The sequence below is a fragment of the Dyella sp. EPa41 genome, assembly GCF_016586165.1.
GTDB lineage: Bacteria > Pseudomonadota > Gammaproteobacteria > Xanthomonadales > Rhodanobacteraceae > Dyella.
In genome coordinates this window covers 45111-58833 of record NZ_BCPR01000025.1, presented here as the reverse complement: position 1 = coordinate 58833, position 13723 = coordinate 45111, and the positions used below count along the sequence as shown (strand labels likewise).

Genomic DNA, 13723 nt, shown 5'->3' with positions numbered 1-13723 from the left:
CGCGCCGCGCGTCGCGCACAGGGTGCGCTCCCACAACAGGGGTGTGGGGGCCTCCGAATCACCGTTTTGATCTCCCTCAAGTTTCCCCTCCCGCCGCCGATCCAGACCCAGAGAGGGGGCCATCGCAACCGGCCCCGACGAAGAGGCTACCCATGTCCGACCCCATCCGGAGCGAGGCGCTCCAGTCGCAACACCTCACCGTGAACCTCGGTCACGAGGAATACGGCATCGACATCCTGGCCGTGCGCGAGATCCGTGGCTGGACGCCGGTGACGCGTATTCCGCAGGCACCGCATTACGTGCTGGGCGTGCTCAACCTGCGCGGCGCGATCGTGCCGGTGGTGGACATGCGCCTGCGCTTTGGCCTGCCTCGCGAGGAGTATGGCGCGACCACCGTCACCGTGATCATCACCGTGGCCGGCCGCCATTTCGGCGTGGTGGTGGATGCGGTCTCCGACGTGCTCGACGTGGCGGCCGATGCCATCCGCCCCGTACCCGACATGGGTACCACCGTGGACACCGAATACCTCAAGGGACTGACCTCGGCCGGCGAGCGCATGGTGCTGCTGCTGGACGTGGACAAGCTGTTGCAGCCGCAGGATGCCCAGATGCTGGAAGCGGCGCTCCCCGCCGCCTCCGATGTGAAAGCCGTGGCCTGAACGTTTATCGCAGGAAAGTGGAATCATCATGAAGAAGTTCACACTGAAAGTCCCCGCGCTGTCCGTCCGCAACCGCATGCGCGCTGTGCTTGGCCTGCTTGGCGTAATGCTGATCGGCGGCGCTGTCGTCGGCCTCGGCGGCATGCAGCTGCAGAACGACGGCATGGGCAAGATCTACGATCAGGAGATCGTGCCCGCCCAGCTCATCTCGCAGATCTCGCAGCGTTCGCTGATGTCCTTCATCCTGCTGGGTGAATCCAGCACGCTGGTCGGCAAGCCGGACCAGGTGAAGGCCAAGCTGGCCGAATACGAAAAGATGCAGGCGGAGATGGAGGCGCAGAAAAAGCAGTTCGAAGCCATCCCGATGAGCGAGGCGGTGAAGAAGCACTTCGCCGAATGGCGCTCTACCGACGCCGACTACAAGGACGCCAAGGATTCGCTGGTCGACGCACTCAAGCAGGGCGACACCGGTGCCTCGGAACTGCTGGAAATGCAGGTGCGTCCGCTGATGATGCAGCGCCAGGACGCCCTGGCCAAGCTGGTGGACGCGCAGCGCGCCGACGCCAAGCAGATCTACGACGACCAGGTCTCGCGCTATCACCTGATCCGTTCCTTCAGCATCTTCGCCCTGCTGGCCGGCCTGGCCGTGGCGGCAGCGATGGCCCTGCTGATGATGCGCTCGATCATGAACGCGCTGGGCGTGGCGGTGAAGGTCGCCAACGAGATTGCCGGCGGTCGCCTCGGCCATGATATCCAGGTTCGCAGCAAGGACGAGCTGGGCGACCTGCTGACCGCGCTGCGCACGATGGACGAGCGCCTCAGCGAGATCGTCGGCGAAGTGCGCCACGGTGCGGGTTCGGTGAGCTCGGCCGCGCAGCAGATCGCCCGCGGCAACGACGACCTCAGCCAGCGCACGCAGGAACAGGCGTCGAGCCTGGAGGAAACCGCCTCGTCGATGGAGGAAATGACCTCCACCGTGAAGCAGAACGCCGAGAACGCCAGCCACGCCAACCAGCTCGCCTCGGCCACGCGCCGCCAGGCCGAGCACGGTGGCGAAGTGGCGTCGCAGGCCAGCGCCGCGATGCGCGAGATCAACGATTCCAGCCGCAAGATTTCCGAGATCGTCAGCCTGATCGACGAGATCGCCTTCCAGACCAACCTGCTGGCGCTCAACGCCGCGGTGGAAGCGGCACGCGCCGGCGAACAGGGCCGCGGCTTCGCGGTGGTCGCCACCGAGGTGCGCAACCTCGCCCAGCGCAGTGCGGGCGCGGCGAAGGAGATCAAGGGCCTCATCAACGACAGCGCGGAGAAGGTGCGCGTGGGTTCGTCGCTGGTGGACCAGTCGGGCAAGGCGCTGGCCGAGATCGTGGACAGCGTGAAGAAGGTCACCGACATCGTCGCCGAGATTGCCGCCGCCTCGCAGGAGCAGTCCGCCGGCATCGACCAGGTGAACCACGCCGTGCTGCAGATGGACGAGATGACCCAGCAGAACGCGGCGCTGGTGGAAGAGGCCGCCGCGGCTGCCCGTGCCATGCAGGAACAGGCCGGCGAGCTGGCACGCCAGGTGTCGTTCTTCCAGCTGGGCCAGGAGTCCGGCGAAGTATCCACCGAAAAGGCGCGCACGAAGACCGTGATGGCCGAAGCCGAGGCCGTGTTCGCCGCCGTGCGCAACACGCCCGCAACCGCCCGCGCGTCGCGCTCGGCGGAAGCCGCCGACGCCGGCGCCTGGAAGGAGTTTTGAGCATGAATATGCCCGCCATGGTCGACGGCAACGCCGCCGTGGCGGGCATGAACGGTCCGTCGCTCAGCGACGCCGAGTTCAACTTCCTGCGCAGCTTCGTGTACGAGCACTGCGGCATCTCGTTGGGCGATCACAAGCGCCAGCTGGTGCAGGGCAGGCTGGTGCGCCGGCTGCGCGCGCTGAAGCTGCGCGACTTCGGTGCCTACTGCGACCTGCTGCGGCGCGACCCGCACGGTGAGCTGGGCGAACTGGCCAGTGCGATCAGCACCAACGTCACGGCGTTTTTCCGCGAGTCGCATCACTTCGACCTGCTCACCAACGAACTGTTGCCGCGCTGGATCGCCGAGAAGAAGAACGGTGGCCGCCTGCGCATCTGGTCGGCGGGCTGCGCCACCGGCGAGGAGCCTTACACGCTCGCGATGGTGCTGGCCGAGGCGCTGGAAAAGCACGGCAGCCACGTGGACGCGAAGATCCTCGCCACCGACCTGTCGCCGCAGGCGCTGGAAACGGCGCGCAAGGGCGTGTATCCGATCGATCGGCTCGAAGGCGTCAGCACCGAGCGCCGCCGCCGCTGGTTCCTGCGCGGCGAAGGCGAGTACGACCAATACGCCTGCGTGCATCCGCGCCTGCGCGAGCTGGTCAGCATCCTGCCGCTGAACCTGCTGCACGACTGGCCCATGCAAGGCCCGTTCGACGCGATCTTCTGCCGCAACGTCGTCATCTATTTCGACAAGCCCACCAAGCAGCGACTGTTCCAGCGTTACGCCGGGTTGCTGCCGGAGGGCGGTTATCTGTTCCTCGGCCACTCCGAGTCCATGTACGGGCTCAATGACAATTTCGACCTGATAGGACGCACGGTCTACCGGAAACGCAGTACATGAGCGTCCCTGCAGTCAATTTTCCCGTCGGCGCCACGTATGACCCGGCGCGCGTGCTGCCCGGTTTCGAGCACTTGCGGCGCTTCTGGGATCCGGCGCAGGCCTGCGTCACGGTGAAGGTGCTGCCCGGCGAGTACTACGTCAGCACGCAGACCGAGATGATCTCCACGGTGCTCGGCTCGTGTGTTTCGGCCTGCATCTACGACCCGGTGCGTGGCATCGGCGGCATGAACCACTTCATGCTGCCCGAGCCGATGGGCGGCGAGCGCGGCAGCTGGGCCGATACCGTGGGCCGCGCGGCGCGCTACGGCAACGACGCGATGGAACAGCTGATCAACGCCATCCTCAAGGCCGGCGGCCAGCGTCCGAACCTGGAGGTGAAGGTGTTTGGCGGCGGCCGCGTGCTGGCCACGATGACCGACATCGGCAAGCGCAACATCGATTTCGTGAGGCGCTACCTGGCCGCGGAACGGTTGGCAGTGCGCGCCGAGGACCTGGGCGACGTGCATCCGCGCCACGTGCAGTTTTTCCCCAACACCGGCAAGGCCCGCGTCAGGCAGCTGCGTGGCCGCACCGACACGGTGCTGGTGGATGGCGAGAAGCAGTATCTCAAGCGTTTGGCAAACGATCCGATAAAGGGAGAGGTGGAGCTGTTCTGACGCGCAGGCGCAGCGGCTTCCCGGCAGTAACCGGCCCAGCAGGGGCCAGCACGACGGGCGAGATTTCAAAGCGATGGAAAGAGTACGTGTCCTGGTGGTCGATGATTCCGCACTCGTGCGGAAGCTGCTATCGACCATGCTTTCGTGCGATCCGGGCATCGAGGTCGTCGGCACGGCCGCCGACCCGCTGATCGCCCGCGAAAAGATCAAGCAGCTCAACCCCGACGTGCTCACGCTCGATGTCGAGATGCCGCGCATGGACGGCATCACCTTCCTCGAGAACCTGATGCGCCTGCGTCCGATGCCGGTGGTGATGGTGTCGTCGCTGACCCAGGAGGGCGCGGAAGTGACCCTGCGCGCGCTGGAACTTGGCGCGGTGGACTTCTTCACCAAGCCGGGCAACGACCTCGCCAGCACCTTCGCCGAAGGCGCGCAGGAAATCTGCGCCAAGGTGAAGCTGGCCGCGCTGGCGAAACCGCGCCAGCGCACCGCGGTGCGCAAGCTCGACGTGCCGCCGCGCCTCTCGGCCGATGCCGTGCTGCCGCGCGCCCAGACCGCCGGCACGCGTGGTGGCAGCCCGATCATCGCCATCGGCGCATCCACCGGCGGTACCGAAGCGATTCGCGTGGTGCTGGAGGCGATGCCGCCGGACGCGCCGCCGATCGTGATCACGCAGCACATTCCCGCGGCCTTCAGCGGTCCGTTCGCCGCACGCATGGACCACTGCTCGGCCATGCGCGTGTGCGAAGCGCGCGATGGCCAGCCGATCCAGTCGGGCCATGCGTACATCGCCCCCGGCAGCCAGCACCTGCTGGTGATGTGGGACGGCGCGAAATACGTGTGCCGCCTGCACAACGGCCCGCCGGTGAACCGCCACAAGCCCAGCGTCGACGTGCTGTTCCGCTCGATGGCCGCCAGCGTCGGCCGCGCCACCGTGGCCGCGCTGCTCACCGGCATGGGCGACGACGGCGCGCGCGGCCTGCTCGAACTGCAGCAGGCCGGTGCGCGCACGCTGGTGCAGGACGAAGAGTCTTCCGTGGTGTGGGGCATGCCCGGCGCCGCGTGGAAGCTCGGCGCCGCCAGCGAGAAGCTTCCCCTGGACCACATCGCCGCGCGCCTGCTCGCGCTGGCCCACCAACCCATCCCCCGTGCCGCCGTGCCGGCCGCCTGATTGTCGGATAGACCCATGGATGCCTTCCTTTCCTTCCTGCGCGTGCGCCCCGTGATCGGCCTGGTGGCCAGTGCCGTGGCCTTGCTGCTGACCCTCGTCTGGCCGTCTGCCTGGCTGGCACCGGTGCTGATCGTGCTGCTCGCGGCCGTATGGATCGTCGAGATGCGCCGCGCCGTTCCGGCCGAGGTCGAACCGGTGCTGGAAGAGTCGCTGTCGCACCACGCTCCCGTGCGCGAAGCGCTGGAAGAAGTGCGCAGCTCACTGGTCGACGAACTCGGCCACGCCACGCGTGAACTGCACCAGGCGCTGGAGCTGCTGCGCGACGCGGTGTCCGAACTGGGCGGCGGTTTTGACGGCCTCTCGCGCAAGACCGGCATGCAGCAGTCGCTGTTGCGCCAGATCATCGACGCGCAGAAAGAGGGCGTGTCCGTGCAGGATTTCGCCGCCCGCACCGGCGACCTGCTGGAGCACTTCGTGCACATGGTGGTGCAGATGTCGCGCGAAAGCCTGCGCATCGTCTATCGCATCGATGGCATGTCCAAGGAAATGGACGCGGTGTTCGGCCTGCTGAAGAACGTCAACACCATTGCCGAGGAAACCAACCTGCTGGCGCTGAACGCCGCCATCGAAGCGGCGCGCGCCGGCGAGTCGGGTCGCGGCTTCGCGGTGGTCGCCGGTGAAATCCGCAACCTGGCCAGCCATTCCAACCAGTTCAACGAACAGATCGGCAGCCACGTGGAGCGTGCCCGCACCGCGATGGAGCAGCTGCGCGGCCTGGTCGGCACGATGGCTTCGCAGGACCTGAACGTGGCGTTGTCGGCGAAGGGCGGCATCGACGCGATGATGGCCCATGTGACCGAAAGCGATGCGCGCACCAGCGCCGTCGCCGACCAGGTGGTCGAGATCAACCGCGGCCTCGGCAGCGACGTGTCCACCACCATCCGTTCGCTGCAGTTCGAGGACATCCTCAGCCAGCTCATCAACCAGACGCGTGTCCGCCTGGTCGAGCTGCAGGACATCACCACCGAATGCACGCGCGATATCGAGGAGCTGGCCTGCAACCCCATCGATGCGGAATCGCTGCAGCAGCGCGCCGAACGCGTGCGCAGCCGCCTGGCCATCCAGCGCGAAAAGGCACGCCTGCGCTCGCGCGGCCCGGCGCTGCAGAACTCGATGGATGCGGGCGAAATCGAACTGTTCTGATCTTGAAGGCCGGAAAGGTGCTGCTGCACTTTCCCGGCTCGCTCGAGTCCGGTGCCTGACCGGACTTGGCTCCGCCAAATCAAGCGCAAGGTGTTTGATTTGCGAGCGATCCATCCATGGGTCGCCGTTCTTACCTAGGAAACGCCCCGATGAGCCTGACCGTCCACCACGATCCCGACCTCGATTGCGTCACGCTGCAGCTGGGCGAGCGCTTCGACTTCAGCGTGCACCGCGCCTTCCACGACGCCTGCCTCGGCGGTCCCGCCGCGCGCAGTTACGTGATCGACCTGGGCGAAGTGTCCAACATGGACAGCTCCGCCCTCGGCATGCTGCTGCTCCTGCGCGAACACGCCGGCGCCGACCGGGCCGAGATCCGCATCGTCAACGCCGACACCGGCCTGCGCGGCACCCTGCGCGTCGCCGGCTTCGACAAGCTGTTCGTGCTGCACTGAGCGAACACCCGCCCCTTTGGCGGCACGCGGTGCGCGACCGCAAGGCCGGACGTCATCCTTGCGCAAGGTTTTCGCGGGTCGATGGCGTTCCCGCGGGAAGCCGCTCGTGCTCGGCCGTTTGCCCAATTGACGCTAGGAAACCCCGGGCGTAATTTCCCGCGCGCCAGCCTCGCCGCTGGCGCGTTCGTGTACGCGCGCTTCGCCGCTCCGCCCTGCGGCTCGCGCAGGCACATGGCGACATGTGCGAGCCATCGCTTGTCGATTTGGCAGTCTGGCAGCGAGATCGATCCATGCGGGGGCATGGCGCGGATGCCGTTGGGTCCGCAGGGCAAGGGAGACGCCCATGACCGGCCTCCGACGTTTCAGCTCCCATCGGCGGCCATCGACGACCTCATCGAACAGCTGGAGGGACGTGTCATGGCAAAGATTGTTCAACGCAGTCTGAAGTGCGCGCTGGTCCTGCTTGCCGTTGCCTGCACGGGCGCGGTGTGTGCCCAGGACATGGTCAAGGTGGCGCCGAAGAACACCAAGGTGCTGGTGGACAACGACCAGGTGCGGGTCATCGAGGTATCGCTGAAGCCGGGCGACAAGCTGCCCATGCATTCGCACCCGGCAAATGTCGTCTATTTCGTCACCGGCGGCAAAACCAAGACCACGCTCGCCGACGGCAAGGTGACCGAAACCGAGCACAAGGTCGGCGAAGCCCTATGGAGCGAGCCGGTGACGCATAGCAATGAGAACACCGGTACCAGCGCAGCCAAGGCCCTGGTGGTCGAGCTGAAGACGGCCAAATAGCGCAAGGCGTCGTGAAGTGCGGTGCCGGTCGGCGGCGACCTCGTCGACCGGCGCCGCGACGGCACGCCCCGGCGCACGCCTTCAACGGCTGGCTACGCGCGGGGCCCGGGCGGCCTGGAATCGCCGTGACGCCGCATGAGCGCGGGCGATGCGTTCGGCGGTCAACGGATGGCTGGAGGCATAGCGGGCCTGCCCGGCCTTCCATTCGGGATGGGCGCGCTCCAGCGCCTGCATGGCGCGCACGAAGGCCTCAGGGTCGATGCCATGGCCGGCCAATGCATCGAAGGCAAAGCGGTCCGCGTCTTCCTCGAAGCCACGGCTGTAGTGGCTGTCGACGAGAAACATCGGGATGCCCGCCGCCACGCCGCCCATCGAGGTCACGTCGCCCATCAGCATGCTGGCCACGATCAGCACGCCCGAGCTTCGCAGCACCTGGCGGAGCATGTGGCGGTTGGCTTGGTGCCCGAGCTCGTGGGCGATCACGGCGATGAAGGCGTCGTCATCGGGCAAGGCCGCGGCCAGTTCGTCGGTGAACGCGATGGTGCCGCCGGGCAGGGCAAACGCATTCGCACCGATGGCCTTTGCCTGGTAGAACTTCAGGCGCACGCCGGGTGCATCCGGCATGCCGTTGGTGAAGCGCCAGAACACCGCTTGCAGATGCGACTGTCGATCGGGCGGCAACGTCGTGGGCATCAGCATGCGACCCTCCAGTGCCGCGAGCGATTGCTTGCCCATCGCGTTTTCAACCGATGCCGGCATGTGCGTGGCGATGCGATCCGCCGCCCACGGCAGGCCGTACTCGAACAGGCCAAACAGCGACGCCACCACGACGATGATGCCGGCCAGTGCCGCCATCCAGCGGCGCTCCAGCCAGTCCACCATGCGCTCGACCAGGTGATGGCGCGCAAACCAGTCCGCTGGCAGCGCATCGTGGTCGATCTGCAGGTGGCCGCCATCGCCCAGGTGCAGCGTGAACGGCACGCCGGTCACCCGCGCGCTTGGCTCGATGGCCAGCCACGGCGCACTCCACTCCCGCGTGTCGCTCGCACTTCGCCAGCGCAGCACGCTTTCGTCGCGCCACGCCTCGACCCGCGTGGCGTGCGTGGAGCGGCCGTCGAAATAGATCGCCTGAACCATCGTCGTCACAGGCCGATGTCGATGCCCAGCAGGCTGTCCATTTCGGTGGCGGTGGCGCCGATTTCGCCATGGGCAAAGGCGTCGCGGACGAAATCGCTGAGGTCGCCTTCGCCGATCACCTGCAGGTGGTTCGCGCGATAGCGTGCCGTGCGGACACGCGCCCACGGCAACGCGAGGCCGATGGTGGAGAGCACCGCCAGCGCATTGGTGACATACAGGCCGAGCATCGGCCAGTACGCCAGCGTGGACCGGAAGCGGTATTGGCCCAGCCGCGCCTGGTTGTAGAGCAGGTTGGTCATGCGCGTGTGTACGAAGGTCCACACGCCGAGATAGGCCGGCGCCATCACCGCGTACACGCCCAGGATGAAATACGGCGAGGGCATCTTCGGATTGAATGCCTGCGGATTGCCCTTGTTGATCAGGACGGCCGCCGTCGAGAACAGCGCGATGCATGGCAGGAACCACACGAGGGATACGCCTGCCGCCTTGATGTACACGCCGTAGTAGTTGCCGATCTCGCTGTCGAAACGGAACGATTTCCCGCCGAAGTGATGGTTTTCCACCAGCCACTCCTGCTGGTTTCCCTTGATCCAGGGATAGAGGCCGGTGAATGAGGCAAAGGCCAGCAGCATGCCGATGCCGGGATGTCCCGCCGCGGTAGCCAGCACGATCGCCAGGAACGGGATGCCCATCAGGAAATAGACGCCCAGATACCACTTGTAGGCGCCGCCGTAGTCGTCGCTGAAATAGAAGCGCAGGCCGCGCCATGAGGAATAGCGCGCGCGGAACATCATGCTCTTGACGATCAGCCAGGGCATGAAGCCGGCCACCATCAGCGCCGCCACGCCCTGCAACGGTGCCGCGATGCGTCCTGCGAACGCATAGATGGCGAAGATGAGCACCGTCAACAGGCGACCCTTGAGGATGGGCAGCGGCCGCGCGAGATAGTCGAACGGCGAGCCGCCCAGCGTCGTGTTCGAATACATGTAGCGCCGCGTGCGCACCGTGGCCCACGCCGAATAGATGCCCAGCGTCACCAGGCTCAGCGCCACGTTGACGATCCAGATGCGGAAGTAGTCGCCGGCGTTGCCGTGGAAGCGGAGGCGGTGCACCTCCGTCGTGTCTCGTGCGGGAATAACGTCCAATTCGGGCAGGTACACGCCCGAGGCCATGGTCTCGTCATGCATGCTCTGGATCCCCTTCAGGCTTCCCCCCGGAAGCGAGGGCAGCATAGCCGAGAAGCTGGCCGGGGTAGGGGGCGAGACCTTGCGATCCTGTAAGGGAACCCTGATGCCGTTGTCAGCAACGTGAGTTGCCGGCTTCCACCAGGCGCAGGTCATCCGCTTCGGCGGAGCTGACGCCATTGCGGCCCTCGAACTTGGTCCGGTACATCGCCTCGTCCGCCTGTCGCACCAGTTGCTCGAAGCGCACGCCCGGCCGGGCCATCGCCACGCCGATGCTGGCGGTCACGGGAATGTCCTGGTTGTCGATGCGCGCATGCGACAGGGCCAGGGCCTGGCGCAGACGCTCGGCCACGGCCAGGCCCTGGGCATGGTCCGCACCGGGGAGGGCAAGCACGAATTCCTCGCCGCCGTAACGGGCGGCCAGATAACCCGGCCACTCGGTGACTTCGCGCAGGATGGTGGTGACGTGCCGCAGCACCGCGTCGCCGGCGTCATGGCCCCAGCGATCGTTGATCTGCTTGAAATGGTCGAGGTCGAAGATCAGCAGGGCGAACGGCTGCTCCCGCTGCTGGCAGCGTTCGAGGCTGGCGCGCCCCTCGGCCACGATGGCACTGCGGTTCAGCAGGCCGGTCAGCCCATCGGTGTGCGCCGCCTGGCGCAGGTCGACCATCAGGCGCTCGGTGATCAGCTGCAGCAGCGCGAAGTAGGAGGCCAGGCCGGTCAGGATGCCGATCACGTAGGTGGCGGCCACGGGCGTGCCGGCCAGCATGATGTCCTGGCCGGCGTTCGGCGCTAGCGGGATGAGCGCGCGCAGCAGGTAGAACGTGCCGTTGCAGATCATCACCGCCGCGGCAATGCGGCAACTGATGCGGATGTCGCGCTTGCTGTAGCGAAGCAGCAGATAGGCATAGGCGAAATTGAACGACATCGCCTGCAGGCTGCCGATCACCAGTCGCGTCCCCAGGCTGGGCACGGCGTAGGCAAACCAGGCCATGCAGAACGAGTAGGCGACCACCAGCGCCGCCGGCCAGTGCAGGCGCAGCGGCAACCCCAGGTGCATGGCGATGCCCTTGAGCGTGAGCATGTTGGCGGTGACCAGGAGGGCGTTGCCCACCACGATCGAGAGCAGGTCGGGGATGTGGTTGCGCAAGCCGATCAGGGTGACGCCCACGGTGCTTATCCAGATGCCGGCCACCCAGATGCGCAGCACGACCTGGTTGTGCAGGACGGTCATCAGCGACGTGAAACCGATCGAGGCACCTATGCCCATCAGCAGGCTGACTAGGGTCAGGGTCGGTATGTCCAGATGCATGGGTCTCCCTGGTGCCATCCCTCGATGGACGCTGGGCTGCGTGAAGGCCGACGGGATGATCGGTGTCCGCCGGTCAAGCCTGGTTATCGACCGCAGCTCTCGAAACTTGAACTGCGTCACAAAACAACGAGGGTGCCATTGGAGCGCGGACAAAAAAAGAGGCCCCGAGCGGGGCCTCAAGCAAGACAAGGTATGAAAGAAGGCTTACCAGGTACGCACGTCGGCGATGCCGACGGTGTAGGACTGCATGTCCGGGTCGAAGCGGAACAGGCGGCCCAGGTCGAATTCGACCGACTGGCCCGGGGCGATGTTGGTGGTACCGGCCGGCCAGCCCTTCTTGGACTGCAGGACCTTGCCGGAACCGTCCTTGGCGTCGATGGCGACCTGGGCGGCGGCCGGCTGGGCGCAATGGTTGACCAGCTGGCCGGCAAGGCTCAGGCGGGCGCCCATGCCGCTGCCGACGAGCTTCATCTTGAAGCCTTCAACGGCGAAGTCGGTAGGAGCGCAGGCGGCGTGGGCGGCCAACGGAGCGAACAGGAGCAGCGCGGAGGCGATCAGGGTCTTCATGGGCGGAATCCGTCGATGGGGTCAGGTCGAAAAGAGGAACGACATGACAAACATCGGCGGTCCCGCCGGATTCTTTAGCCCACCCGGTCGGGCCGTTCAGGTTCGCGGGCGCAGCTCGGTGTGTTCGATGAACCAGAGGCCGGCAAACAGCTTCGGGTCGATCGAGTAGCCCTCGGCCGCGCGCGCGAACAGCCAATGCCCGGCCTCCTGGCGTGGCACCTCGTGCACCACGATGTTCTCGGTTTCGTCACCGCCGCCGGGTCCCACCTTTTCCAGGTCCCAGGCGCGCACGAAGGCGATCATTTCCGTGCTCATGCCCGAGGACGACGGGCCTTCATGCACGAAGTCGAGGCGTCCGCAGCGGTAGCCGGTTTCCTCTTCCAGTTCGCGGCGCGCGGCCAGCAGGGCGTCCTCGTCGCCGTGCGCATGCAGGTCGCCGACCAGGCCGGCGGGCATCTCGATGGTGTTCTTGAGGATGGAGACGCGGTACTGCTCCACGAACAGCACGTTGTCCTCGGGCGTGACCGCCAGGATGATCACCGCGCCGCCCGGGTTGTTGCGCTCGGCGAACTCCCAGCGGCCGCGCTTGCGCAGGCTCAGCCACTTGCCGACGTAGAGGGTTTCCACCGGCGCACTGGCGTCGTCGGGAACAGGGCTGCGTTCGGGTGAATTCATGGGCATGGCCGCAGGCAACAAGGAAACCACCATGGTGCCGTGACCATGTGGCAGTCACAACCTCATCGATGCACGGCCATGCGGCTCAGCCTTCGGCCGGTACCTCGACCGGACGCGGCCGGATCCGCACCGCCCACATCATGCCGATCACCAGCAGCGCGACGCCGGCCAGCGTCAACGATCCCGGCGCCTGGCCGCGCAGCGCAAACGCATAGCCCAGCGCGGCCAGCGTCTCGAACACGATCAGCTGGCCCGCCAAGGCGGTGGGCAGGCGCTGGCTCGCGGCGTTCCAGCACAGCGTACCCAGCCAGGAGGCGAACAGCCCGATGGCCGCCATCAGGCCAATGAAGCGCAACGGGTGCGGACCGAACGGCATGGCGAAAGGCTGCCTGCTCGCCCCCATGAAAATCCACAGCAGCACGTAACCGGCCAGCGCAAGCGGCAGCGTGGCAAGCCCTTGCGCCGTCGCCCAGGTGCGCGGGCGGCGGTCGGCGTGATGGCGCAGCCAGTCGGCGTTGCGCAGCGGATACCAGGTCCAGCACACCACCGCGCCACAGGCGAGCAAGGCGCCCTGCACGTAGCGTGTGACATCGACCGCGGCCTGCCGCTCCATCGCCATGAGCTCGGCCCGGTTCACGCAGGCGATGCCGGTGGCGATCAGCAGCAGAGAGGGCGCAAGCCAGGCCCACGGGAGGCGCCCGTCGCGGCGCGCATTGCGAAGGTTCGCGCAGATGGCGATCACCACCGGCAGCGTGCCGATGATCATGGTGGGTAGCGGCGCCCCCGCACGCTGGATCGCGCTGGCGAGGCACAGGTAGTACAGCAGGTTGCCGACCGCGGCCAGTTTCAGCGCCTCGATCCAGTCGGCGCGACGGAGCTGCCGCAGCGCCTGGTGGTCCACCCATGCCAGCGGCAGCGCGATCAAGCCGAAGGCCAGATAGCGCCCCACCGACTGCAGCGCCGCCGGATAGTCCGGCAACAGCAAGGGGCTGACGAATACCAGGCCCCACATCAGGCCGGCGGCAAGTGCGTAGAGAATGCCTGTCCACATGGCAAGCAGCGTGCCGTACTGCGGGAGGGGCGTCTTGTACCAGATTGCTCCGAAGGCTGCCCTCCCTGTAGGAGCGCACCCAGTGCGCGACCGCGGAGTCACGGCGTCACCGCTCCATAGGCTTTTTCGCGCACTGGGTGCGCTCCTACAAAGAGCGGTGGGGGCCTGCCGAGCAGCGCCTTCAACCGCATGGAGCTGCCCGAAACGCAGTCGTTCGCGCAGCTCGTCCATCCTGGCGG

The 13723-nt window shown here is 66.7% G+C and carries 14 protein-coding genes; 8 read left to right on the top strand and 6 right to left on the bottom strand.

The window, feature by feature from the left end:
• The first annotated feature begins 152 nt into the window (after nt 1-152).
• From JMF82_RS10275 to JMF82_RS10240, 8 genes are all read left to right on the top strand, one after another.
• Complete coding sequence (locus JMF82_RS10275; protein ID WP_201314428.1) at nt 153-659, top strand: chemotaxis protein CheW; 507 nt, start codon at nt 153-155, stop codon at nt 657-659.
• 28 nt (nt 660-687) lie between these two features.
• Entirely contained in the window at nt 688-2400 is a 1713-nt protein-coding gene (locus JMF82_RS10270) for a methyl-accepting chemotaxis protein (protein ID WP_201314427.1), read from the top strand.
• A 2-nt stretch (nt 2401-2402) separates the two neighbouring features.
• Nucleotides 2403-3281 carry a protein-glutamate O-methyltransferase gene (locus JMF82_RS10265; protein ID WP_201314426.1) on the top strand — a complete coding sequence of 293 codons (879 nt, stop codon included), beginning with the start codon at nt 2403-2405 and terminating at the stop codon, nt 3279-3281.
• Nucleotides 3278-3937, top strand: coding sequence for a chemoreceptor glutamine deamidase CheD (gene cheD, locus JMF82_RS10260; RefSeq protein WP_201314425.1), 660 nt, complete (start codon nt 3278-3280; stop codon nt 3935-3937). Before JMF82_RS10265 ends, cheD begins: the two co-directional genes overlap by 4 nt.
• A 73-nt stretch (nt 3938-4010) precedes the next feature.
• Nucleotides 4011-5108 carry a chemotaxis response regulator protein-glutamate methylesterase gene (locus JMF82_RS10255; protein ID WP_201314424.1) on the top strand — a complete coding sequence of 366 codons (1098 nt, stop codon included), beginning with the start codon at nt 4011-4013 and terminating at the stop codon, nt 5106-5108.
• A gap of 15 nt (nt 5109-5123) precedes the next feature.
• A complete protein-coding gene (locus tag JMF82_RS10250) occupies nt 5124-6311 on the top strand; it encodes a methyl-accepting chemotaxis protein (RefSeq protein WP_201314423.1) in 1188 nt (395 codons plus the stop codon).
• 149 nt (nt 6312-6460) lie between these two features.
• On the top strand, nt 6461-6763 hold the full coding sequence (locus JMF82_RS10245; RefSeq protein ID WP_201314422.1) for an STAS domain-containing protein: 303 nt from the start codon (nt 6461-6463) through the stop codon (nt 6761-6763).
• Nucleotides 6764-7180: 417 nt separating this feature from the next.
• Nucleotides 7181-7558, top strand: coding sequence for a cupin domain-containing protein (locus JMF82_RS10240; RefSeq protein WP_201314421.1), 378 nt, complete (start codon nt 7181-7183; stop codon nt 7556-7558).
• A gap of 81 nt (nt 7559-7639) precedes the next feature.
• Here JMF82_RS10240 and JMF82_RS10235 read toward each other — a convergent pair whose 3' ends face one another.
• The 6 genes from JMF82_RS10235 to JMF82_RS10210 form a co-directional block, all read right to left on the bottom strand.
• Nucleotides 7640-8695, bottom strand: a complete 1056-nt coding sequence (locus tag JMF82_RS10235) for a M48 family metallopeptidase (RefSeq protein ID WP_236585398.1) — start codon at nt 8693-8695, stop codon at nt 7640-7642.
• A gap of 5 nt (nt 8696-8700) precedes the next feature.
• The gene (locus JMF82_RS10230; protein WP_201314419.1) at nt 8701-9882 is read right to left on the bottom strand and encodes a YjgN family protein; all 1182 of its coding nucleotides are present in this window, start codon (nt 9880-9882) and stop codon (nt 8701-8703) included.
• A gap of 112 nt (nt 9883-9994) precedes the next feature.
• Nucleotides 9995-11191 (bottom strand): GGDEF domain-containing protein, encoded by a 1197-nt coding sequence (locus tag JMF82_RS10225; protein ID WP_201314418.1) that lies wholly within the window; start codon nt 11189-11191, stop codon nt 9995-9997.
• Between the two features lie 204 nt (nt 11192-11395).
• Nucleotides 11396-11758, bottom strand: a complete 363-nt coding sequence (locus JMF82_RS10220; RefSeq protein ID WP_201314417.1) for a hypothetical protein — start codon at nt 11756-11758, stop codon at nt 11396-11398.
• 96 nt (nt 11759-11854) lie between these two features.
• On the bottom strand, nt 11855-12433 hold the full coding sequence (locus tag JMF82_RS10215; RefSeq protein ID WP_201314416.1) for an NUDIX hydrolase: 579 nt from the start codon (nt 12431-12433) through the stop codon (nt 11855-11857).
• A gap of 85 nt (nt 12434-12518) precedes the next feature.
• Nucleotides 12519-13484 (bottom strand): DMT family transporter, encoded by a 966-nt coding sequence (locus JMF82_RS10210; protein WP_201314415.1) that lies wholly within the window; start codon nt 13482-13484, stop codon nt 12519-12521.
• Nucleotides 13485-13723 lie beyond the last annotated feature (239 nt).